This is a genomic window from Roseovarius sp. THAF8 (genome assembly GCF_009363735.1).
Lineage (GTDB): Bacteria > Pseudomonadota > Alphaproteobacteria > Rhodobacterales > Rhodobacteraceae > Roseovarius.
Window position 1 is genome coordinate 1796406 of sequence record NZ_CP045410.1, and the last position, 23164, is coordinate 1819569.

Below are 23164 nucleotides of genomic sequence, written 5' to 3' on the forward strand. Positions count from 1 at the left end.
AAACGGGTCGCCAACCTCGGCGCCCCGTTTTGCGCTCGGCCCGCCACCGCCCTCAGGCCACGTCCTTGTATCGGTCTTCAAGGTCCTTGGCATAGCCCGCGACACGCTGGCGGAACCGCTTCGTCAGGTTGCCCTTCGCCAGCTTCATCGACTGGACCAGCAGCTTGGCCGCCAGCGTCCTGGGGGTCATGTCGATCTTGACATTGATCCGCGTGCGCGAGCGCGACAGCGCAACCAGGTCCAGCACCATCTGCCCGCCCATGTTGGGCGAGCGCGACGCAATGACGATGCCGTTGGGCCGGTCCAGCTCGGTCAGCTCCAGCTGCATCTCGCGCCGTTTTCCGCGCAGGTCGAAGGCCGCATCCCATTTCATGCCGGGCCGCGTCTCCTCCAGGTCGTCGACCCGCTGCACCTCGGCACCGCGCCGCAGGACCGATCGCTCGATCGCGGCAAAATCACTGACCTGATCGAACACGAACTCGATCGGGGCTTCTACATCCTCGTGGGCCACGAATTTCATCTCTGCGCCTCTTTTCGTCTTCTGCATCCGGGTCTTTCTCGCCCGGCTGGGTAACTTCGGTGTTCCGGCTCGTCCGGACTATAGCGTATCCGCCAGCCAGTTGCGCAGCAAAAATTGAGCAATCGCTCCTTTTCGCGCCGGGCTGAGCACAGTATGCGATCCGGCGAAGGCCTGCATCATCTCTTCCCGGCTGATCCACATCGCGTCCTCGATCTCGACCGGGTCGATGGTGATCTCGCGGCTCAGCGCCACGCCCCGGCACCCGAACATCAGCGACGCCGGAAAGGCCCAGGGCTGGCTCGCCAGGTACTCGACCGCGCCCACGCGCACGCCGGCCTCTTCCCGGACTTCGCGTCTCACGGCGGCCTCGATGGTCTCCCCCGGCTCCACGAATCCCGCCAGCAGGGAATACATGCCCGCCGGCCAGTGCGGCGATCGCCCCATCAGCACGCTGTTGCCATGGGTGATCAGCATGATCACCACCGGATCGGTGCGTGGAAAATGATGCGCGCCGCAAGAGGCGCACACCCGCTGCCACCCAGCCTGCGCCGGTGCGCTCTGCGCGCCGCACCGGGCACAGAAACGGTGACTGACATGCCAGTGCAGCACACCCTTGGCCGTGGCCGCCAGTTCCGCGTCGCGCGGACTCAGCCGGGTCATCACCCGCCGCAGTTCGGCAAAGACCTCCGTCTCGCGCATCAGCGGATGGCGCTGCTCGCTCACATCCACGAAGCTGTTCATCTGGTCGGGGTCCACGTCCTCGGGCTCCCAGTCGACCAGTTCCCGCGCCTCGATCAGCCGCCCGTCTTCCTGCCGTCCCAGCAACACGGCCTCGGGGTCGGCCAGCGACAGCACCGGGTGATCCACCGGCAGCCTAACCAGCCGGTCCAGCCCCGGCCCCTCGACCAGCGGCTTGCCGCGCCACAGCAGCACCACGTCGCGCGCGGCCGCGGCAATCTCGTCGGGCTTGTCCCGCAGCTCGGCGGCCCGGTCCAGAGCCGACCCGCCGAAGGTCACTGTTTCAGCATGGCGCATCCCTGTCTCCTTCGGCTGCAGACCTGCCACAGCCCCCCGCGAACGGCAAGCGACGCCGTTCACAGGGCGCGACGATCTTGCCTGGCACTCGGGCGAGCCCAATCTGAAGGCGATCCTAAATAAGTGACATCAACCAAAAGGCGATTGCCCGACGCCACCTCAATGTGCCAATCTGGTGCTTTGAAGGTTTTGCCAAGTATTAAGAGATAGGTTTCGCAATGCCCTCCGACCTGATCTGGCCGCACGAGACCTCAGCGTCGGCAGGGGACCCCAACCACCCGCATGTCTGGCTCCGCCTGCTCGAAACGACCGATGTGCATGGCCATCTCATGCCCTACGACTACACCCGCGACACCGACACGCCCGGCTATGGCCTCGCCCGCACCGCGACGCTGGTCGCCCGCGCCCGGACCGAGGCGCACAACTCCCTGCTGTTCGACAATGGCGACTTCCTGCAAGGCTCGGTGCTCAGCGATATCGTGGCCGCCCCGGACAGCGGGTGGACCGGCCCGCACCCGGTCATCGACGCGATGAACCACATGGGCTACGACGCCGCCGCGCTTGGCAATCACGAGTTCAATTTCGGACTCGACTGGCTGATGCGCACGCTGAAGGACGCGCGCTTTCCGGTGCTGTGCGCCAATGCCCGGCTTTCGGACCCGGACGCGGCGCCGCTGCGTCCGCCCTCGGTGCTGCTGCGGCGCAAGATCCGCGACTCCGCCGGTCGGACGCACCAGCTGCGGCTCGGGGTTCTGGGCCTTCTGCCGCCCCAGGTCACCACCTGGGACCACGTCCACCTGCAGGGCCGGCTCGTCACCCGCGGCATCGTCGAGACGGCGATGTCCGAAGTGCCCCGACTGCGCGCGGCGGGGGCCGACATCGTGGTGGCGCTGGTGCATTCCGGCATCGGCCCCGCCGTGCGCCGCCCCGAAGAGGCGCAGGCCGACCAGGAACACGCCGCCCTCGCGCTTGCCACCGTGCCCGGCATCGACGCGCTTCTGTGCGGGCACAGCCATCAGGTCTTCCCCGACCCGTCCGCCGGGACGGCGACGCCCGGCGTCGATCATCGCGCGGGCACCTTTGCCGGCGTGCCCGCGGTGATGGCGGGCTTTCGCGGCTCGCATCTGGGCGTGATCGACCTCTGCCTCGTGGCGCGAGACGGCGGCCGCTGGCATGTCGGCGCGGCACACAGCCGCGCGCGCCCCGTCCGGCCCGGTTTTCACGCCGCGCCCGTGCCCCCAGAGACTGGGCTCGTGGATCGTCTGCGCGCCGCCCACCGGGCCGCGCTGACCCACGCGGCCCGCCCGATCGGGCACACGACCCGGCCGCTGCGCAGCTATCTGTCGATTCTGCGTCCCGGTGACACGCTCCGACCAGTGCTCGATGCCAAGGCCGCGGCGCTTCGGGCCGCCCTGGCGGACACGCCCCACGCGCATCTGCCGGTGCTGGCAACCTCGGCCTGCTTCAAGACCGGCGGGCATGGCGGCCCCGACCATTTCATCGACATTCCGCCCGGGCCGCTGACACTGGGCCACGCGGCGGAGCTCTATCCGTTTCCCAACACGCTGGTCGGACTGCGGCTGACCGGGGCCGAGGTCGCGGACTGGCTCGAACGCGCCGCGTCCTGTTTCCAGCAGGTTCACCCCGGGCTTGGCGACAGGCCGCAACCGCTCTGGAACCCCGCCTTTGCCGGCCACAGCCTGGACACGGTGTCGGAACTGACCTACCGCATAGACCTGTCGCAGCCGCCGCGCTACGACCCGATGGGCCGGCTGCTGAACCCCGAGGCCACGCGCATTCGCGACCTGCGCCACCACGGCACCCCCGTCGCCGCCGACGCCGTCTTCGCCATGGCCACGAACAATTTCCGGGCCTTCGGCGGCGGCCCCTTCCCCAAGGCCGGCACGGATCGCATCATCCACGAGACCCGGCGCAAGGTGCGGGACTACCTTGTCGACCGCTTGCGTGACACCGGCGTGCGGTACCCCGCGGCACCGGCCTATGGCTGGTGGCTCGACGGTCCCCGCGATGCGACCGTGCTCCTCGCGACCGGGCCGGGCATCCGGGCCCACCCCGAAGAGATCGCGGCACTGTCGGCGCGGGATCTCGGGCTCTGCGAAAAGGGCTTCGTGCAGCTCGCTTTACCGATGACTGCCCTTGCACACCTTGCGAATCCCGCCGCGACGTCCTAGATACCCCTCGAGAGGTTGGCGCGGGCAGGCGCCTCGCCAACCCGGTCAGGTCCGGAAGGAAGCAGCCGTAACGAGCCCCGCTTGGGTCGTTGTCCAGCCTCTCACCCTTTCATCCACTAGTCCGTTGAAATCAAACAAAGCCCTTGCAAATAGGGGGCATTGGCCGTTTCAAGGTTACAGATTTGGTTACAAAGGCTGATCATGATGGCGGGAAGACCTAGGAACTTAGTGGATCGCAACGGACGCTATCACGCTCGACTGGTCGTGCCCAAAGATCTGCGTGGGATCATCGGCAAGACAGAATTGCGCACCCCGCTCGGCGGTGACTACCGACAAGCAATCAAGTTACTTCCAGGTGCTGTCGCCCAGCTTCAACATCAAATCGCCCTCGCTGAGAGGAAAATCAGCGCAGGAACATTGCGGACCGGCCCAGCGCGCTATCCACTCGCTCCTGACCAGATCGCCATGAGCCATTACATGCAACGATTGGCTTTCGACGATGAGCTACGCAATGATCCGCGCTGGCCATCTGTCGGCATTGACGACCTTCTAGTGCAAAGACTGCGCGCGGCGATAGCTGGTCTCGCAGATGACGCCGAGCTGGCGGATCTCGTAGGGCCGCAGATTGAGCGTTTCCGCGCCTCTGGCAATCTCGATGCAACGCCGGGGAGCGATGAGTGGCGCGTAATCGCACGTGCCCTTTGCAGCGCCGAGTTAGAGGCACTGGAGCGCGTAGCTGAGCGTGACGAGGGAGATTTCACTGGCACCCCTACCGCGCCGATCATCAAGAACGCACAGCCTCCGCAGAGCGCCACTGCGCCGGTGAGCATCACGGACCTGTGGACAGACTACGTGCAGGTTCGCCAGAGACTGGGATATATGAAGGACGGGGGGCGCAGACAGGAACTGGCAATAAAAAGTCTGATCAAGTTCCTACGCCACGACGATGCGACCAAGATTAAAAAGAAAAACATGTTGGATTGGCTGGAAAACACTTTGCAGGAGAAACAACCATCGACAGTCAGCAAAGTCTATCTGCCGACGATACGCAGCTTGTTCAGATGGGCCACCGAACAAGATAGGATAAAGGACAATCCCGCTGTCGGTGTCCGGTTGGCTGCACGGAAACCCATCCACAATAGAGAGCGCGGTTTCACGACCGAGGAAGCAATGGAGCTGCTCACCGCAGTCTTTAACTATCAGCCTAAGACCTCACAAAATGGAAAGGCTATGGAAGGAGAAAAGGTCACTGCCGCCAAAAGGTGGGTGCCTTGGCTTTGCGCATTCACAGGTGCGCGCGTTGCCGAGATTACCCAACTACGACGTGAAGATTTCCGTGAAGCTGGCGGCAACGTGACGATCAGGATAACGCCAGAAGCCGGGGGCACAAAAACAGGACAATGGCGCGACGTTCCAGTGCACCCTCAGATTATCAAGCTAGGCTTTCTCGACTATCTGCACACGATCAAGAGTGGGCCAGTCTTTCACAACGCCAAAGAGCAGAAGAAATATCAGACTTCCGCGAAGAAAACGGCCAATCGCATCGGCGATTGGCTCAGAGAGCAAAATCTTGTGCCGGAAGGTGTCCAGCCCTCGCATGGCTGGCGGCACAGATTCAAGACCGTGGGGCGCGAGATCGGAATCCAAGATCGAGTCCTTGATGCAATCCAAGGCCACGCCGCCAGAACGGCTGGTGACGATTATGGCGACGTGACGCTGTCAACAAAGATCAATGCAATCAACCGGCTGCCTGAATATGAGATCTTATGAGTTGGTGTTTCGACTGCGAAAACCCGAACTCGGCCAAGGTCTATCTTAGCATAGTCGAACTTCTTGATGATTATGCCCAGTTCTTCGCGCCCATGAGCCACCGTGGCCGCGACAGATGAGCATAGACACATGGTTCCAACGGACCAACGGGAGCTGAGTATGCGGCGCGCAGTGCGCTATGACTCGTCGTCCGTAGCCTCTCGGGAGACCGACCGAACACTTTCAAGGAGTTCCTTGAAGACTGCGTCGGAATAGCGATGTCCTTTGAAGAAGTTCGCGAACTGGCACACCAGTTGTATGTTGCCGCGGACGTAACCGATGTCTGAATCGATCCGGTCGGCCGACACTAGGAAGTGCTTCTCGAAGGCGCTTCTGGGTTCTCCGTCGTAGAACATCTCGCAGCCTGTGAGTTTGCAAATGCGCCCCTCAACCATCAGCTCGTCGATATGGGCTTCAAGTTCTGCGTCCGTCATGTCGGTTATTTTGTTCTTGATGCGCCGTAGCTCTTGTTGGCCGCTGGCGTTCTTCACCGTATTCTGGATGGTAATGACCATCCGGCGATGCGCCTTCACACGGGAAGCGGTGAGAATCGCGCCCCCACGGTGGAGTATGCGCCCCGCCGCGTCCGGGCGCTCCCAAGAACCGATGACCCAAACGAAACTATGCGCGTCGATCAGGCGAACCTCGAGTCCCGTCTGTCTCGCCAGCTCCTCGGCGATTTCACTGAGCCGCAGTAAGAAGGCGCTGTAGTTATCCCAAGAAGCCCTCCCGATCAGGGAAAGCTCGGCGCCGATCTCGACAAGCCCCCTCTGGAGCCCGTTTGGGGTTACCGGCACGAAGCGATCAATATCTTTGAGAAAAAAAATGTAGCCTAGAAGAGGGTAATTTCGCCCAAGCATTTCCTTCTGCGAGAGATCTCCGAAGATCTCCGCCTCCGGGCGGCGATCTAGATAGAGGTCGCGAAGCTCTCGCTCAAGCTCAGCGAGCCGAGCACCGCCTTCGTCGCGAATGTCGAGGACACGGCGATGAGCGAGATTGGGCGGCCACCATGTGAGCACGTTGTTCTGGATGATCCCCTTGGCTTTGTCTTCTCGGATCTCGATAGCATCGACGAGCCTTGCAACGATTTTCCCGGACCCGGGCGAGAGATCATCCCAATCTGCAAGCGCAAGCCGTTCGCGAGCGACCTCGTGGTTGCGGGCCTTGTAACCTTCCTCACGGTCGATCACCCCGGAGTGGAAATCGGTAAAGCCGCCAGCGGCTCCGCCGTAGGCCTCCAGGATGGCGCGAAAAATCTCAAACCCGCCGGCAACACCGGCAGCTGTGACGCTGGAAGGTCGCTCCATTTTCGCAAGGTCTTCTACCACTGCCGAGCTCCTAGAATTCCATTTGCCCAATATTCGCGGTCGGGGAGATCCACGCAAGGGCGATGGCTCAGACTGGTGTGGTGCATGCGGATCGTCGGATCGCACAACGCGGTCTTCTTGCTATCTGCGATCTAGATCGCGGATGAAATCTGGCAGAATCAATATTTATCCCGCCACACATCCCCATAAATGCCGTCGCTATATCAAAGACAAGCAGCGTGTGCTGCGTCACATCTTAGAGAGAGCGAGAATGATAAGGAAACCGCATGAAGACACCCGGATGGCGAACTACGTTGAACGTCGGGTGCTCGAACTGAAGCCGACCAAGAGCCAAGCCGAGATTGCCGCCCAGGCAGGATACACTAGCCCCAACATGATCACGATGATCAAGCAGGGAAGCTCCAAGGTAGCTCTGGACCGTGTTCCGGCCCTGGCACTCGCACTGGAAGCAGATCCCGCTTTTGTAATGCGGCTCGCCTTGGAGCAGTCGATCGGCCGGGCGGCGGCTGCGGCCGTGATTGAGATCTTCGGCGCACCGATCACCGCCAACGAGCGTGGCTGGATCGAGGCGATCCGGGAGGCCTCCGACAACAGCGACCCACGACTCACCAGCCGGTCGAAGGTGTCGGTCAACGCGATCTTCCGGAGTTAGGCATTATGCGCAACCAAACGGACGAACTGACACCCAACGAGCGCGCTTGGCTGCGCTTCCTCCGTGATGTGAGCGATGAAAGTGACCCAAAGCCTACTCTTCGCCGCTTGCAATTTCTGAGGCGCCTCTGCGCGCCTCGGAGAACCTGATACGGGTGCCGTTAAGGCTGAGGTTGAGGAATGGCTGTATCGCCGCGCCTCGCCAGACCCTGTCGGGACGTTTACCTAAGGTTGACATAGGTTTACATGAGAAAAACAGTCGGAAACCTTTGAGGCTCAAAATTGGCCGAAATGATCAACGTTTCATGCACAAAGGTTTACGCTAAGTTTACGCTAAGTTGACAGATTAACCCCGAAAAACATTTTTTCTGGAAGAAAATGTAAACGTCCGGCTTCTAGAACTCCAAGTAAACAGTTAGTTTGGAACTCTAGATGTTTGCACGGAACCGGGGAATTGCTCACAGGCGGAAAAATGTAAAGTGTAGAGGCCAGAGAGCATCAAGAGCTACGGACAATGCTCAGCGACGCGCACAGCGCGCCAAAAAGCTCATTGTAACCGAAGTTATCAAAGCACTCAGATCAAGCGACACTCTCCAAGAACACCGGCGGTCCAAAGACGACAGCCAAGCCGCGATCGACACAAGTGAGTGTGGGGAGGAGTATGAGATCGTCCGGAGGAGGCTTTTGATGCGCGGAGATCGTAGCATCCTGTTTGTCCTCTTTGGCGGTAAACTCCCAAGGTTCTCATTGTCTCAGGCTGCGGCGCTAGGAAATCGCACGGCATTCGCGCACCTACGAAATTCAATGGGGGATCGGATAGGATCACACACGCCACTGTAGCTATCCCCTCATGCAGCTATTTCAATGTCCATGTATGAAGAAGGACACGATAGCGGACAAGCTGAGCAGCAAGCCGGTGGTGACGAATTGCTACGGACTGCGGCTTCTGGCGTTCTAGAGCTCGTAGTGCAAATCCAACTTCGGTAATGAATAGCCTTCTTTCACCCCCAAGTCCGCCTGAACTTGCTTGCCTCACCGCCGCTTTTGTATCTTCCACGCAACCCAGAGCGTGATGCTCGCCCAGAAGAGTGGCTGCATGATGAAATACGTCCCGAGAAACCACGCAATCTTCATCGCCCATGACATGAGGTCCGGGTCAAGTCCACGGCGGGCCATCGCACAACCTCCCTTTTCAAATTGCGCCAATACAGAGACTAGCTCCCCGGTCCCAAAAACTTTCCGCCTGTCCCTGATGCCGTTGGGAGCCTGGCTTTGCTCCGCATACTCTACTTCGCTAATCAGCTTTCCGGATAAGGTGGGTTTATTGGCGAGTTACCATTTCTCCACGAAAAAAGCTTGCGGCGCACTCGCGAGGTCTTGACCAACCGGGCAATCTTATCGGAGTAGACTTGGGGCGGCATTAGCAGCCCCTCACCCCGTTTCTATCTTCAAAGCAGGGTCCACAGCGAGGATTTGGCCCGACCGGACTTGTCCGCGCCAATCATCATAAACAACTCCATGGAAAACTCAAAATTAATTGCGAACAACTGTGCGCCTAGGCAAGTGCGGTTTCCGCGATTTTAGAGAAGCGTCAAAGATGGCAGCCAATCCAAATTTCGGGATCTTCTGAACGCTGGTTAAGAATGGCTCCGTATCCTGATAGGGATGGGTATCGCTGTGGGCAGCTTGCCGCCAACCAGCTCGACACCCTGATCGGCGGAAGCTCTGTGAAATCCTGGACTCAGGACGTCGATCGCTACCGGCGCCTCGTCTCAGTCTGCGAGCTCGGAAACATCGACATCAACGCATGGATGGTCGAGCAGGGACTTGCGGTTGCTTACCGGAAATACTCCATTGGGGAATGTCAGCAAATCGTGTTGGTGAACGGATAGTCACACAATGATCCCCCCAGGGTTTATGCCAAGGACATAGTCTTCTGGTATGCTCGCCCAGCCGACGCACTGTCCGAAACGATTTGGTGCCAGCACCTCTTCGAGATACTATTCTGCAAAATGGCATAAAGGTCAGCCATGAGGCTATTTGACTATCTGAAAGTAGCGGAAGCTCTTGCCGTAATACTTGGCGTCGGGGCTGCGTTCTATGAATTCTACTTCGGCGACCGCTTCGCCCAACGTCAGGCCATGACAGAATTTGACCGACGATCTTTCGAGGTCGCGTCTGGGCTCTTTGATGGCGGGGCGATGATGCCGTTTGTCGAGGTTGCCACCCGCTACAACGACCCCAGCGAAGAGCGACTCTACAAAAACGCGGATGCGGCGATCAAGAAAGCAACCGAAGACGTGATATTGACCTCCGGATTTCCGATCTTGTTCAAGATAGCGGAGATCGACAGCTGCTTGCAAAATAAGCTTTGCAATCCCGCAATCGTGCTGGGGATGACTTGCACCCCAATATTGGGGGTTCAGCGCGAGTTCAAGGAACTCACGAGACGATATTCTGGAGTATCCCAGCTGAGCCGGGAAAAGCCGCTGCTTCGAATGGCAGCGCGATGCTCTGGATCGGCATAGCTCATGCGATTATTGACCGGAAGATCGCAAGGGGATCGCTATCACGACGCGCCACCATCCAGCGCGTGTAGCCATCGAGATATTTCGTCGCCGGCCCCCGCCATCGCCCGCGGAAATCCCGCTTCAGCTCGGAATACAGTGCGTTGACGCTGTTGAGGTGATAGGCTTTCGGCATCCATTTGGTCCGGCGGCCGGCTACGAGGACCTTGTAGGAGATCCCTCACGCTCTGGCGATCGCCTCATATTGGGGCGCACCATCAAAAAGCACCATTGAATCGGACGCCACCTGCGGCACGAGCGTCGTCTCGATCGTCGGCTGCAAGGTGTCCGTCATGTGCTGGAAGGTGGCCCGCCCAGTGCGATCCACGACGCCGAGGATCGGCTCGGACTACGCGCGAGCGATCGCCTTCGGTGGCCGCCGCTTCGGATACTCATACCAGCGTTTTCGGGGCGGCTTGGGTGTTGTCTTCGGTTGAGATGTGTCGCGCTGGTAACGAACCCATTCACGAGAGCCCTTCCGGCTCTCCCGCTATTAAGTCTCTTCTGTTTCAATGATGCCTGTAGAGCGTCTTGTGCGGACCGTAGGCGGTGGGGGCATCCCGCCACCGCAAGCCATTGCGATTGATGAAGATAATCCCACTCAGCACACGTCGATCATCGACGCGTGGCTTGCCGTGTGACTTGGCAAAGAAGCGCTCAAGACGCGCCATCTGGGCGTCGGTCACCCAAAACAGATCAGACATGTTCACCGCTCGTTTTTTGGACCGTGAATCACGCCATCCCAAGGAAATCAATGGGTCCTGACCCTAGGCCCTTTCGTCTCTGATCCGGTCTCCCAGGCATGCAGGTAGCCCTATGCGTGTTCAGAAGTGATGTGTGCATCACGAGCCTTTGGATTCTCCGGAAATCTTCCTACGCCTGTCGAAACTGATTGACGTGCGTTGTGATTGTGAATATAGCTTTCACTATCACGCAAAGGAGATCAGCAATGGCACTTTCAGCCAAGGAAAGAAAACAGGCGCAGCTCGCACGGGAGAAGCAGGCGCTCGTGCGCAAGAAAGACGCGACGTATGCCTATCTGAAGACACCCTTCTTCAAGTGCTTGGAGAACGATGGCAACTGGAGTTCGGTCGAGATGTGTTTCGATTTGCTCGGTATCGACCCGCCGGTTTTCGACGATGATCTTGGCCCAGAGGCATACGCCAGCGACACCTGCTTCTCGAACGACGAGGATCGTTTGGAGGCATTCCAAAGCTCGGAGAAATCCATCGGACGCGCAGAGGTCATGGTGGATATGTTGCTTGATGCCGCGATGGAGTTGTCGCACATCATCAACCGCTACAAGCAAGATGAACTCCTCAAGCAACGCGATGCGCTCGAGAAAGCTGACCTTTCGGAACCGAATAGCCGCAGCAAAGCGCTTGAGACTGCCGCGGAGATCGCGAAGCTGCAGGACGAGTTGCAGAAGAACGTGCGCCGCACTTTCCCGGTCTGGCGGGTGAAGCTCATGTAATTCTCCAAGCGCGTTGGTGACGGCCTCCTGAGGCTCAGAACGGGTCCGGATCCCGCCATCAACGACAGACCTAACCACACATTACCCAAGCTGCCTCGTCAGCGAACTCGGTAGGCCGATAGCAGCCGCCCGATACGGATACCTCATGCCAGTTCGCCTCGGTTTTGCGCGGACCGGATCATCATACGCGAAAGGAACGCAAATGGACGGTAACTTCTCAGCCAATTCTCTCGGCCAACACCCACTCATCTCACATGCGCCACCGGCAGGCTTCTCTGCAGCTCATGACGGAATCTATGTGGAAACCACAGGCAAGGATGGTGAGATTGATTTGGAATGGCTGTGCTCGCCCCTTGCCGTGGTGGCCAGCGGCAGAAACGTCCAGCAAGCGGGTTGGAGCCGGTGCCTCGAGTTCGTTGATCCCGAAGGCGTGGTGCAACGCCGCTACGTCCTGGAAAAGGAGCTCGCGGTTGGCTTCAACAAGGTGCTTGCGGACCTTTGTGATCAAGGCCTGAAAATTGCTCGGGGATCGTCCGCACGCAGACACCTGAACGATCTGATCGCTGGTTGGAAGCCGGTCGGATCCTACCAGACAACTGATCGGCTCGGATGGGCTGACGCGACCTGCAAGGCATTCGTGCTGGGTGATAAGCGTGTCGTTGGCAAGGCCAACACGGTATTTCTGAACCCGGTCGCTCCTGACGGTGCGCCATCCATGACACGTAAGGGAAAATTGGATCAATGGCGCTCTGAGGTGGGTGAACGCTGCGTGGGAAACCCGGTCCTGATCGCTTCGGTCTCGCTCGCGTTTGCAGGCCCACTCCTTGAGCTTCTGGGGAAGGACTCCATCGGCATGCATCTCAGGGGCGGCTCGTCGAGCGGCAAGACGACCGCCATGGGTGCAGCTGTTTCCGTATGGGGCAGTCCCAAGCTGATGCATAGCTGGCGCGCGACTGCCAACGCCCTGGAGGGTATCGCTGCTACCTGCAATGGCTCTCTCCTTGCTCTGGACGAACTGGGGCTTGTCTCGGGACGCGAGGTTGGAGACGCAATCTACACGCTGGCGAACGGGGAGGGAAAGGCGAGGTCGTCTTCCACGGGTCGTTCGCAAGCCACAAAAAAGTGGCGCCTGACGATGCTCTCCACCGGAGAGATCTCGCTCGCCGATAAGATGGGTGAGGCGGGCCGTTCGCCAATGACTGGGCAAGAGGTGCGGTTCATCGACATAGCGGCGGACACTCGGCGCCACGGAGTCTTCGATGCTTTGCACGGTGCCCTGGACAGTGCGGCATTCGCCAATCAGCTCAAGCAGGCCACGGCATCATCATACGGAATGGCGGGGCCTACGTTCGCAAAGTTCCTGATCGCGAACCCAAAGCTTGTTCAAATTTTGCCCGGCATGATTTCGAAGATTAAAGCTGTGCTTGGAAACGGAGATAAAAGCGGCGCCAATGGCGCAGTAGAGCGCGTATTGGGCCATTTTGCTTTGATCGCGGCTGCTGGAGCACTAGCCACAAAGGCCGGAATTACTGGATGGAAACCAGGAGATGCGCCGCAAGCATTGATCGAGCTTTCCCGGGAGTGGATCGAGGCGCAGGATCGGTCCGAGCACTGGCAGATCAAGCAGGCAGTCGATCGGACAAGCGCATTTTTGCGTGCGCACGGAAAATCTCGGTTCGAGAAAGCCTGTAGCGCGCCTGTGGTGGGTCGTGCTGGCTATCGCGATGAAAAATGGTTCTTCATTCTCAGCGATGCCTGGAATGAGATCCATGCAGGTCATTTGCCGAGAGATCAGGCCAAGCATCTGATCTCTGGCAGGTGGATGGTTCGCGGAGACGGCAAGAACCTCATGAGCAAGACACCTGGATGGGTGCCGGGGCGTCCACGTGCTTACAAGGTTCGTGCTGAAATCTTGAATGCTGGGGCCGATGCGTCGGTTGCGACAAATATCTCGTAGGGCTGGTCGGACAGTCGGACATCTTGGAAGTGCTGCCCGACTGTCCGACCGTCCGACGTCGGAACTAGCAAAATGATTTGAGCCATGCGGAAGTCCGACTTTGGAAACCGTAGCTCTATCGGCGCATCCGAAATCGTAAAGGGGGTCGGATAGGATCTCGCACCCTCAATCAATCAAGCAAACAACACCAACAAGCACATAGCCATAAAGGCATGTAGCTAAGAAGGAGACCTTTAACATGTCGCGCACAACGAACAGGTGGGACGCACCGAAGAACGGCAACGCCATTCCTCGAGGTTTGGCGGTTGCTTACACTAGGGTTTCAACAGCCGGTCAGGGCAGCAAAGGCACTAGCTCCCAGAACCAGCGTGACGCAATTGAAGAATTCGCGCGTGTCGCTGGCTATAAGGTGATCGAGACCTTCGACGATGTCGCGTCTGGAGCTCACGCCAAAAGTTTTTACAACCGTCCGGAACTTCAAAACGCTCTGGACAGTGCTGTTCGCAATGACTGCGTGCTTATCGTTTGGGACTGGGATCGGCTGTCGCGACACGCCGGTTTCGACAAGCAGGTCCGGAAAGTTTTTTCGGATCTGAGCCGGATCGTTTGCGCCAGGCATGGAATGGATATGCAGGAAGCCTCGCGCAAGGCGCAATTTCTTCACAGCGCGAAAGCCAGGGAGATTATCTCCAACAATACGAAGCGAGGAATGGCAAGAATGAGTGCGCAGGGCGTGACTTTCGGAAATCCTGACATCCAAACCAAAGTTCAGCCGATGGGCACTGCTGCGTATTCAAACATGCGACAGGAACTCGAGATAAAGATGGCGGACGTGCTGCGGAGGCTCCCCAACCCAATGGGAATAACGCGGGCTCAGGCTGCCGAGATTTTCAATCAGCATGGTCTCCGGACACTGCAAAACAAAGAGTGGACCAAGTCCCGGGTCACAGAGCCTTTGAAGCGTGCGCGTGCGATCCTCGAGGAGGAAGAAAAGGCAAAGATGGCAGCCAACCCAAAATTCGGGATCTTCTGAGCGAAGGTAAGGAATGGCTCTGGATACAGATAGGGACCCGTCGGCGGCCTAACCAATGAGCGAAGTCCTAGGGGTTTATGCTAAACGTGATGGGGATGCATTCTGGCGTCAGAACCGTTCCGAGTCCTATCCTCCCATAGATGAGGATGCCGGTGCCGATCTCGCCAGCGCGGCTTTGAGAGCAGGACCTAGTTGCCGTTGTCTGACGTCTCTGGCGGTTCTGAAGAATGCGTGGCCTGCCGAGACCCGTCCGTTCGATGTTGCCTGTCAGCCACAGATAGGCTAATCGCGACGCGTGCAACGCCACGATGAACGCTTTCGGTGATACTAACGTATACTGGGAATTCAATCGTCGCGGCCGGGGTCAGTCTCTTGATTTTGGCGACTTCTTTACCAAGAATTCCGAGGCGCTGACCGTCGACAATCTATCGGTGCGACCAGTCAAAAAAACTGTGCTTCGTGTTTTGAAAGGTCTGTTTTTTGCTTGAGAAATTGAAAAACGTTTTCGCCACCGATGCCTTCGCGCCCGGTTCGTCTGTTTTTCCCACGATCGATTCCAATACCATCGCGAACTCGCTGCGGCTGGAAGAAGTGGGGCGCAAGCGTGGCGAGAAGAACCAACCGCCGGCAGACACACTGACCCGCGACAATGTCGAGATGAAGATCATCGAGCGAGTCGAGGAACTGCGCCGCAAGGGGCTGCAGAATTTCGAAGAGCATCTGCGCGTCTATCGAGAACGCCTCAACCGGGCATCCGAGGCCCGCAAGGAAGTCGAGATCGCTGCCGGCAAGGCAACTTCAGATTTCCGGGCAGAGGTCCGAAATTGGACCTCGCGCCTGACGACGCCCAAGGAGAGAGTTAGCAGGGCCCATAAATACCGAGACACCTTCCGCGAGATCCATGGTATTCCTGATCGTGAGGCTAAGCATTTCGCCGGCTGGACGAAAACTATTGCTATCCTGATGCTTCTGCTCGTGATCGAGGTCATCCTCAATGGATACCTGTTCGCACAGCGAAACGAGCTCGGCATGTTGGGTGGCATCATGGCCGCGACACTCGTTTCGATTGCCAATGTGGGTGTATCCTTTGTTTCCGGCCTCGGAAGCCGATGGGTCATCCACCGCAACTTTCCCGCCAAGGTCTTCGGACTTGCAGTTTCTCTTTTCTGGCTCGCCTACGCGCTTGGCTTCAATCTTGGCGTTGCACATTTTCGTGACGCCGTTGAGATTATCGGCGATTGGAGGGAGGCGACCAGGGCAGGTCTCGAGAACCTGACCTCCAATCCGCTTGGGATCGAGAGCGCCGAAAGCTGGCTTCTGATCGTGGTGGGCTGCCTGATCTCTCTCTTCGCCTTCTTGAAAGGTCTGACCACACTCGACGCCTATCCGGGTTACGGGGCCGTCGAGCAGAACGTTATTCAGGCCCGCGACGAGTATGCGGAAGAACTCGACGAGGCGATCGCGGACCTAACGCAGAAGCGTGACGATGCTATTGATGAATTGCGTGAGGCCGACACGTTGGTTCGCCGCGGGATAAATGAGAGCGTCGACGCGCTTTTTGGCCAGAGCACGCTGGGTTCGCATCTGAATGCTTTCCTCGAGCAATGCGATGTGAAGGCCCAGACATTGCTTGCGATTTACCATGACGCCAATCTTGCGGCCCGCACCGAACCTGCGCCCAAAACTTTCAGGGAGGAATTCCGCTTCGAGCCTTTCCAGAAAAACGATGCGGAAGGACCACGCCGCGAGGATGCGGAAAAAGAACGTGAAGCCATCACCAAGTCTGTCGAAGAGACGATCAAGAAGATCTTCGATGAGGTCGATCACTCCATTGAAGAATACCGTTCCATCGAGGACATCCAAGGCAATTACGAACCTCGGCCCCGCCGAGTTCAGCCTGCGAAGAACACCGGAGAAAAAATGACTTCCGAGGCTCAGGCAGTTGACGGGGACGTTGTCGACCTGCGCGAGGGAGGCGAGTGATGGCAAGGCCACGGAAACGCCGCCCTGCCCGCCGATCGTCATCGCGACGCCGGAGCTCGTCCGCCAGCGCCTTGAGCACGATTGGCTGGGGAGTTATCATCGTTCTGGTCGTAGCACTAGTTATCGGGGGCTTCTGGCTAGCTGACCGCCAAAAGAAGGCGAATGCAACCGATGCGGTGACACTCTGCCCCGTAGAAGGGCCCAATGGTGCGATGGTAGCACTTCTCGACCTGACCGACCCGCTGACACGCTCTCAAGCCAAACAGCTTCAAACCTGGCTTGGTGACGAAATCGCGTCTTCACCTCGAGGAGTGATGCTTTCCGTAGGGGTTGTCTCCGAAGATTCTTCCGATTGGGGAGCGCGTTTTGCCAAATGCAAGCCTCAGACGGCAGAGGACGCAAACCCCCTCATTCAGAATCCATCGATCGTGGGCGAGACCTACAATGACGAATTCTTGGTGCCTCTTCACGAAACGCTCAAAAAGATGATGCAAAGCGAAACCCAGGACACCTCTCCGATCATGGAAAGCCTGCAGGCGCTCGTCTCCGAAACCCCGAACTTCACAGCCACGCGCCCAAGGCGCCTCGTTATCGTCTCTGACATGCTTCAAAACAGCGACGTGCTCTCCTTTTATCGCGCGGAAGGGTGGGAGTATTTCACCGAAACCCGGGCCCACGAGCGCCTTGCCGGCAACCTCACCGATGTCGAGGTGACGCTTCTGCGTATCCCGCGCACGTCCGCCAATATTGGTGACCCCCGGGAGGTCGACACATTCTGGGCCCGTTATTTCGACAGTCAAGGAACGTCGGCACCGTTCGATATCCATAATCTGGGGGACCTCTGATGGCTTTGCCCCGTAGAACACGCATGCATGGCGTGAGCCCGCGTGACAGTCTCGATCGATTGGCCTTTATCCTTGCCTTTATTGCCGGCACAGTGGGCTCGATCGTCCTTAAAATTATGGGATTCCACCCTTTTTGGGTGGCTGGCTTTGCCGCCGCAATCCTATGTGGCTACGCGCTCCTCTCTTGGTTCTCCGGCAAATTGATGCTGGAGCCCGAGGTTCTGGGCGACAATTGCTACTATCTGGGTTTTCTTTTTACGCTCACCTCGCTTGGATACACTCTTTACCAAGTTGCAACGCCGGGACAGGCAACAGCGCAGACCGACCTTCTACCGGAAGTGATCTCCGGCTTCGGCGTCGCACTCTCGTCAACAATCGTCGGTGTTTTTCTGCGTGTGCTCCTGATGCAAATCAGACCCGATATCATGGTGCGCGATCGCGAGACCCGGCGGGAACTACAGGACCAGGTGCGCGACTTCCGCGTGGCGCTTTCGGAAAGCGTGCAAGACATCCGCACATTCTCGACGGAATCTATCCAGATGGCCGTCGAGCGGGAGGCCAAGATTGCTGAAAGCATTGATGTCGCAGTAAAACGCGCCGAAGAGCGGCTTGCCGATAGCAGCGGCATCATCACTGACACGCTCAAGCAAACCGTCGAGCGCCAGGCACGGACGATCTTCGAAGATATTTCGAAAGCCGTCGGAGACAGCTCGAAGGCGGCCATCGAGGAAATGCAGGTCGGCCTCACCAAGATCGGCGAGAGCGCAAAGACGCTGCGCGAAGCGCATGTCGGAGCTCTCGAAGCGCAACGCGGCAACGCTGTTAAGATCCAAGAGGACCTTGCGTCGATTGAGGACAGCATGTCCTCACTTTCCAGTAGCCTCCGCACGCTTGATGACGATCTGAGGGACGTGCCGATCACTAAAAGCATGGCAACCTTCAAGGGGAAGCTCACACGAAGCACAAATGATCTCGCACGCTTGACCGAACGCATCAGTGAGGTATCCGAAAGCGTGGAGGCCGATCTTCGGAAAGCTGCCAAACGCAATCGTCAGGATGCCGCCTCGCTCGATGGGAACGCCAGCGCGCCTGAGACGGCCACTCGGACCGAGACCCAGTCCGATCAATTGGCATCCAACGCCGTCGCAGCTGATCCGAATGTAAGCCGCGAAGCAACGCCCGGGCGCCGGCCAATCCTGAGCGTGAATCCCTCGGGGACAGCTGATCCTGGCGAAAGTTCTTCAAACCCCGCTCCCCGGACCGAAAGCTCACCACCCCAGCGGTCATTCTTCGGCCGTCGCACACGGGGCGACGGATGACACCGACATTGAAAATTGACGAGTAGGCGTCCACATGGCTATCTCCGACCAGGCAAGCGTGGCAGCCGCAGATCGCAATTATCGCCGTGGAGCCATCATGGGCCTCACCGTCGCGGAAGCATTTATTCTGCTCGCCTTCTGTCTCCTGCTGCTCTTCACTTATTGGCAGGCCAAGGCAGATGAAGAAAAGGAGATCCTGCGTCAGGAAAAAGAGGAAATCATCGCTTCTTACGGCAATCTGACGCGCGATCAGCAGGCTGAACTAATGGCCGCCTTCGAGGATGGGCGCATGGAAGCACTGATCACGATCGAGAAGGCCGGGGTCGACATTCGTGAGGCCGTGAAGGCCATCGAGCCAGAGGAATTCACCCGTTTCATTCAAGAGGAGCAGCTCCAACGTATTCTCGCCGGCGCTGCCAAGCTCGACGAGGAAACACTGGTCGACCTGTCGGAGCTTGTCGAGATTGGCAAAAACGACATGATCATGCGCGCATTGGCTGCTGCCGAGAGCGAATATCTCGAGAACATAGAAGCGCTGCGAACCAATCCCAAGCTTGCCGCTCTCATGGAGGAGGCTGCGGAACTTGAACCGCGAATGCTCGAGACACTTAGCAAAGTCGTCGAAATGGACGAGAAGATGTTGACCCGAGCCCTAGTGGCCGCCTCCAAGGAGGAAGACGGCGCTGATCAGCGTCTTGCGGACATCTCCGAGGTTCTGGTTCGGGCAGAGCAGGAGCAGCGGGCGCTGACAGGAGCGATCAGGGATGAGTTGGGAGATCTCGTCAGCGAGATCGGCGGCCATATCGAGCCCGATGGCTCGATTGTGCTCCCTGAGGGCGTTGTCTTCGAGCGCGGCGAGGATCAGATCACGCCAAGGCTCAGAACCTTCCTTTCGGCAGCCTGCGCACCGTGGCTCGAAGTCCTGAAGAGTTCCGGTCTCAATATTGCCTCCGTCCAGATCGAAGGCCATGCCTCGAGCGAATGGAGCCGCACCAGCACTACTGACGAGGCTTACCGCAACAATCTCGATCTCTCGCAGCGCCGCTCGCAGAACGTGCTCAATGCCTGCCTCGATTTCGTAGACAGCGAAGACACCCAACGTTGGGCACAGGCGCATCTGGTTGCCATCGGCTATTCCTCCGGCAAGCCCGTGCTCACAGAGGACGGACTTGAAGATGCTGCGCGTTCACGCCGCGTGGTCTTCTCGGCTGCTCTCGACCGGGAGAAGGTCCTCGAGGAGATCGAAAAGGAGACGGCACTATCGCCGAACGGCGCTGACGCCGGAACCAACGCGTCTCCAGATGTCACCGACACAGGCCAAGAGACTGCATCAATTGAAACCAGCGCCACGAATCCCCTCGATGCCATCGCCCAGGAGGCGCTCCAAAAGAACAATTTTGACGACCGAACCCGCGGGCAGGCGGATGTCATCGGCATTGCATCCGTGGTCGATGGAGACACGATCGAGATCCATGGACAGCGTATCCGGCTTCACGGCATTGATGCACCGGAATCCAGTCAGCCCTGCCGAAACGCCGAAGGTAATGGGTATCGCTGTGGGCAGCTTGCCGCCAACCAGCTCGACACCCTGATCGGCGGAAGCTCTGTGAAATGCTGGACTCAGGACGTCGATCGCTACCGGCGCCTCGTCTCAGTCTGCGAGCTCGGAAACATCGACATCAACGCGTGGATGGTCGAGCAGGGACTTGCGGTTGCTTACCGGAAATACTCGATGGACTATGCCGCGCTCGAGGACGATGCACGCAAAGGTCGGGTAGGGATCTGGGGCGGCAGGTTTCAGATGCCGTGGGATTACCGGAAGTGAGTAAAAAGATCATTTGCGGTCAGAATTCGCATCTTCAGCTCAGTGATGGAGCATCTCAAGTGAACCGGGTTGAGAGGTTTTAGGTTCTGCCGTAGCTTGTCGCCACAATCGCAGCCTATCTGATTGTTCCAGAGCCAGTTTAGAAATCATTCGGCTGGCGACGATGCTGTTAAACCGGTTTCCGCTCTCGCTGCGGAACTTAGCGGATCTACTCTACGAAAGAGGCAGCGTTGTGAGCCAAGAATCCATGCGCTTCTGGTCGCAACGCCTCGAGTCGAATTCTGGCTCCGAGTTCACGAAAAAGCGCGTTGACCGGACGTGCGCATGGTGCCAAGCGAAACGCCTCGGGCGCCTCCACTGGGGTGCACTGACAGTTCTTCATCCACAAGAGTGCCTGGAAACCAGCTCTAATGGATCAACTCGATCCACACGAGGCGACCACTCTAGCCGATGATCTCGATACTGCGATCTCAAAGCGAGACCTGATCCACCAGGACAGGCTCGGTTTGCGCGCCAATATCGATTGGCACGCCATCGGCCACGAGGAGGCTTTTCTCCCGGCCAAACGCTTAATCACGGCAATTATCGCGCACAGGGGGAGCCCTTCCCTGCAGACACACATCTCGCGTAGCCGAAGCAATTCTTCCAAATCCCACGGTAGCTTGTTGTCTCGACTTGTGATCCGCGTTTAAGTTGAGTTGCGAGGCTAAAAAAGTCGAGTGTGATTTGATTGAATAGAAATGCGTTGAGACACAAATGACTTATGCGACTGTGACTATCGGAAGTCTTCTTACGGAAGTGAACACCCGCTACTTTTTGCCGGCTATCCAGCGGCCATACGTCTGGAGCTCAGATCAGGTCGTCACCTTGATCGACTCGCTGATGAAGGGTTACCCGATCAGTTCCTTCATGTTCTGGGCTGTCGATGATGACTTGAAGCGAGAATTGAAAATCTACAACTTCATCGAGAATTGGAAGCCGGAGAAACAAAATCCAGCGGCGTCTTCCGACGGTCGAGACGTGACTCTGGTTCTGGATGGTCAACAACGCATCACGTCGCTACTTATAGCCTTGCGCGGCACCTTCTCCGAGAAGGCAAAATACAAGCGGCGTTCCAGTGCCGATGCATGGACGGAAAAGACCCTTTACCTGGACCTGCTCCAAGACCCTTCTGGAGACTACGATGAGGAAGGAATGGACCTCGGCGTCAGCTACGGCTTGCGTTTCCATGCGGTAGCCCCCCGAAACGACTACCGTCGCCATTGGTTCCGGTTGGGGGACATGTTGAACTACCCATCGGAAGAACAGTTAGAGAACTTGATCGAGGAAACTGTCGCGAAGTTGCATCATGGGGTAACGGCGTATGAGCGAGAGCTAATTTCTACCACGCTGGGTCGTCTTCATAGGGTCATCTGGACCGACGAAGTGATCAATTACTACACCGAAACCAGTCACTCAGTTGATCGCGTCCTAGACATATTTGTGCGCGCTAACGATGGCGGCACGAAACTATCAAAGTCTGATTTGATGATGTCGATGATCACGTCAAAATGGCAGGACGGCTCGGCCAGGGACATGGTGTTTGAATTTGTCGACCACATAAACAATGGCCTCGGAGCGGAAAACAAGATCACTAAAGACTTTGTTTTGAAAGCATGTCTCGTTTTGTGTGATTTCGACGTGAAATACAATGCGAGCAACTTCAACACGCAGTCGATCACTGAGATTGAACAGAAGTGGCCGACCATCAAAGATGCGATCGAGCGCACTTTTCGCTTCCTCAAAGGATTGGGCATCTCGTCACAAAACCTGACGTCATTAAATGCTGTGCTGCCAATCGCCTGGTATCTATTCCAAACTCCTGGGATGACACTTCGAGGATCGTCGGAATTCGAGAGACAGAATGCACGGGCCGTTCAACGCTGGCTCATCAATAGTCTTCTCATGGGCGTATTTGCAGGCGCGTCGGACCGGACTATCGCCGTCGCTCGCACCACATTAAAAGAGGTAAGCCAAGTCAGTCGCAACTTTCCGGAAGAACAACTTTATCATTCGCTTGCGATCGGAGGACGCATGACGAGATTAGACGAACGCGGTGTCGAAGATCTATTGGATCTGAAATACGGCAAAGCCAAGACTTTTCTCGCACTATCATTGCTCTACGACGATCTCGATTGGGGTGGCACCAATTATCATGTCGATCATATCATCCCCAGGGCTAGAGCAGCGCGTCGCGTTCTGATGGGAATGAACCTGCCGGAAAATCGCGTCCAGGAAATAACAACCTCTGTTGATTTGCTCGGCAACCTCCAACTTTTGAGCGCGCAAGAGAATATCGAGAAGGGAGATTTGCCCTTCGAGTCTTGGATCACGAGCCGAAGTGATGTCTACCGCGACCGACACCTGATCGAGCACAGTCCGGATCTCTGGACCGCTGCCATGTTACCCGATTTCGTGCGCGGGCGGGAGCGTTTAATCCGCCAGCGGTTGCTCGCCTTAACTGAGCCACAGCTGGCGTGATGAATTGCGAAGAGCTGAAATTTGCAAGTCTGGAGCAGCTCTAACCAATTGTAATCGAGATCCCCTACCAGTCCAAGAGTTCGATATGTAGTCTGACCTTTGCAGG

Annotated in this window: 18 protein-coding genes, 1 other RNA gene and 2 pseudogenes; 15 read left to right on the plus strand and 6 right to left on the minus strand. The window is 57.9% G+C overall.

What is annotated here, in order from left to right; genetic code table 11:
* Nucleotides 1–52: 52 nt before the first annotated feature.
* Nucleotides 53–520 carry an SRPBCC family protein gene (locus FIU85_RS08795; protein ID WP_152491081.1) on the minus strand — a complete coding sequence of 156 codons (468 nt, stop codon included), beginning with the start codon at nt 518–520 and terminating at the stop codon, nt 53–55.
* 78 nt (nt 521–598) lie between these two features.
* Complete coding sequence (gene nudC / locus FIU85_RS08800; protein WP_152496617.1) at nt 599–1555, minus strand: NAD(+) diphosphatase; 957 nt, start codon at nt 1553–1555, stop codon at nt 599–601.
* A gap of 218 nt (nt 1556–1773) precedes the next feature.
* Here nudC and FIU85_RS08805 point away from each other — a divergent pair, with 218 nt between their 5' ends.
* The 3 genes from FIU85_RS08805 to FIU85_RS08815 all read left to right on the plus strand — a co-directional run bounded on the left by FIU85_RS08805 (nt 1774) and on the right by FIU85_RS08815 (nt 5517).
* Nucleotides 1774–3747, plus strand: coding sequence for a bifunctional 2',3'-cyclic-nucleotide 2'-phosphodiesterase/3'-nucleotidase (locus tag FIU85_RS08805; RefSeq protein WP_152496618.1), 1974 nt, complete (start codon nt 1774–1776; stop codon nt 3745–3747).
* An 8-nt stretch (nt 3748–3755) separates the two neighbouring features.
* Nucleotides 3756–3854: signal recognition particle sRNA small type (ffs, locus tag FIU85_RS08810), an RNA gene on the plus strand.
* 52 nt (nt 3855–3906) lie between these two features.
* Nucleotides 3907–5517, plus strand: coding sequence for a DUF6538 domain-containing protein (locus FIU85_RS08815; protein ID WP_254703033.1), 1611 nt, complete (start codon nt 3907–3909; stop codon nt 5515–5517).
* 176 nt (nt 5518–5693) lie between these two features.
* Here the strand turns inward: FIU85_RS08815 and FIU85_RS08820 are convergent, their stop codons facing one another.
* Nucleotides 5694–6884, minus strand: a complete 1191-nt coding sequence (locus FIU85_RS08820) for a hypothetical protein (RefSeq protein WP_152496619.1) — start codon at nt 6882–6884, stop codon at nt 5694–5696.
* 280 nt (nt 6885–7164) lie between these two features.
* Between FIU85_RS08820 and FIU85_RS08825 the strand changes: the two genes are divergently transcribed.
* Complete coding sequence (locus FIU85_RS08825) at nt 7165–7536, plus strand: XRE family transcriptional regulator (RefSeq protein WP_368372984.1); 372 nt, start codon at nt 7165–7167, stop codon at nt 7534–7536.
* A 1031-nt stretch (nt 7537–8567) separates the two neighbouring features.
* Here FIU85_RS08825 and FIU85_RS21985 read toward each other — a convergent pair.
* Entirely contained in the window at nt 8568–8711 is a 144-nt protein-coding gene (locus FIU85_RS21985) for a hypothetical protein (protein ID WP_172978842.1), read from the minus strand.
* Nucleotides 8712–9178: 467 nt separating this feature from the next.
* Here FIU85_RS21985 and FIU85_RS08830 point away from each other — a divergent pair, with 467 nt between their 5' ends.
* Nucleotides 9179–9427, plus strand: coding sequence for a thermonuclease family protein (locus FIU85_RS08830; protein ID WP_152496621.1), 249 nt, complete (start codon nt 9179–9181; stop codon nt 9425–9427).
* A gap of 138 nt (nt 9428–9565) precedes the next feature.
* Nucleotides 9566–10063 (plus strand): hypothetical protein, encoded by a 498-nt coding sequence (locus FIU85_RS08835; RefSeq protein WP_152496622.1) that lies wholly within the window; start codon nt 9566–9568, stop codon nt 10061–10063.
* A gap of 1 nt (nt 10064) precedes the next feature.
* Here FIU85_RS08835 and FIU85_RS21990 read toward each other — a convergent pair whose 3' ends face one another.
* Both FIU85_RS21990 and FIU85_RS08840 read right to left on the minus strand, forming a co-directional pair.
* Nucleotides 10065–10238, minus strand: a complete 174-nt coding sequence (locus FIU85_RS21990; RefSeq protein WP_172978843.1) for a hypothetical protein — start codon at nt 10236–10238, stop codon at nt 10065–10067.
* A 385-nt stretch (nt 10239–10623) separates the two neighbouring features.
* Nucleotides 10624–10806, minus strand: a pseudogene (locus tag FIU85_RS08840) (transposase); the annotation flags it as partial.
* A gap of 245 nt (nt 10807–11051) precedes the next feature.
* Between FIU85_RS08840 and FIU85_RS08845 the strand changes: the two are divergent.
* From FIU85_RS08845 to FIU85_RS08880, 9 genes and pseudogenes are all read left to right on the plus strand, one after another.
* Nucleotides 11052–11576, plus strand: a complete 525-nt coding sequence (locus tag FIU85_RS08845; protein WP_152496623.1) for a hypothetical protein — start codon at nt 11052–11054, stop codon at nt 11574–11576.
* A gap of 202 nt (nt 11577–11778) precedes the next feature.
* Nucleotides 11779–13533, plus strand: coding sequence for a DUF927 domain-containing protein (locus FIU85_RS08850; protein ID WP_172978844.1), 1755 nt, complete (start codon nt 11779–11781; stop codon nt 13531–13533).
* A gap of 238 nt (nt 13534–13771) precedes the next feature.
* Nucleotides 13772–14566, plus strand: a complete 795-nt coding sequence (locus tag FIU85_RS08855) for a recombinase family protein (protein WP_152496625.1) — start codon at nt 13772–13774, stop codon at nt 14564–14566.
* A 492-nt stretch (nt 14567–15058) separates the two neighbouring features.
* Nucleotides 15059–16549: a hypothetical protein gene (locus tag FIU85_RS08860; RefSeq protein WP_172978845.1), complete on the plus strand. Its 1491-nt coding sequence runs from the start codon at nt 15059–15061 to the stop codon at nt 16547–16549.
* A gap of 71 nt (nt 16550–16620) precedes the next feature.
* Nucleotides 16621–17394 (plus strand): hypothetical protein, encoded by a 774-nt coding sequence (locus FIU85_RS08865; RefSeq protein ID WP_152496627.1) that lies wholly within the window; start codon nt 16621–16623, stop codon nt 17392–17394.
* Nucleotides 17395–17426: 32 nt separating this feature from the next.
* Nucleotides 17427–18713 carry a hypothetical protein gene (locus FIU85_RS08870; RefSeq protein ID WP_172978846.1) on the plus strand — a complete coding sequence of 429 codons (1287 nt, stop codon included), beginning with the start codon at nt 17427–17429 and terminating at the stop codon, nt 18711–18713.
* 34 nt (nt 18714–18747) lie between these two features.
* Nucleotides 18748–20538, plus strand: coding sequence for a thermonuclease family protein (locus tag FIU85_RS08875; RefSeq protein WP_152496629.1), 1791 nt, complete (start codon nt 18748–18750; stop codon nt 20536–20538).
* 145 nt (nt 20539–20683) lie between these two features.
* Nucleotides 20684–20806, plus strand: a pseudogene (locus tag FIU85_RS22290) (IS6 family transposase); the annotation flags it as partial.
* A 530-nt stretch (nt 20807–21336) separates the two neighbouring features.
* Nucleotides 21337–23058: a DUF262 domain-containing protein gene (locus FIU85_RS08880; RefSeq protein ID WP_172978847.1), complete on the plus strand. Its 1722-nt coding sequence runs from the start codon at nt 21337–21339 to the stop codon at nt 23056–23058.
* Nucleotides 23059–23164 lie beyond the last annotated feature (106 nt).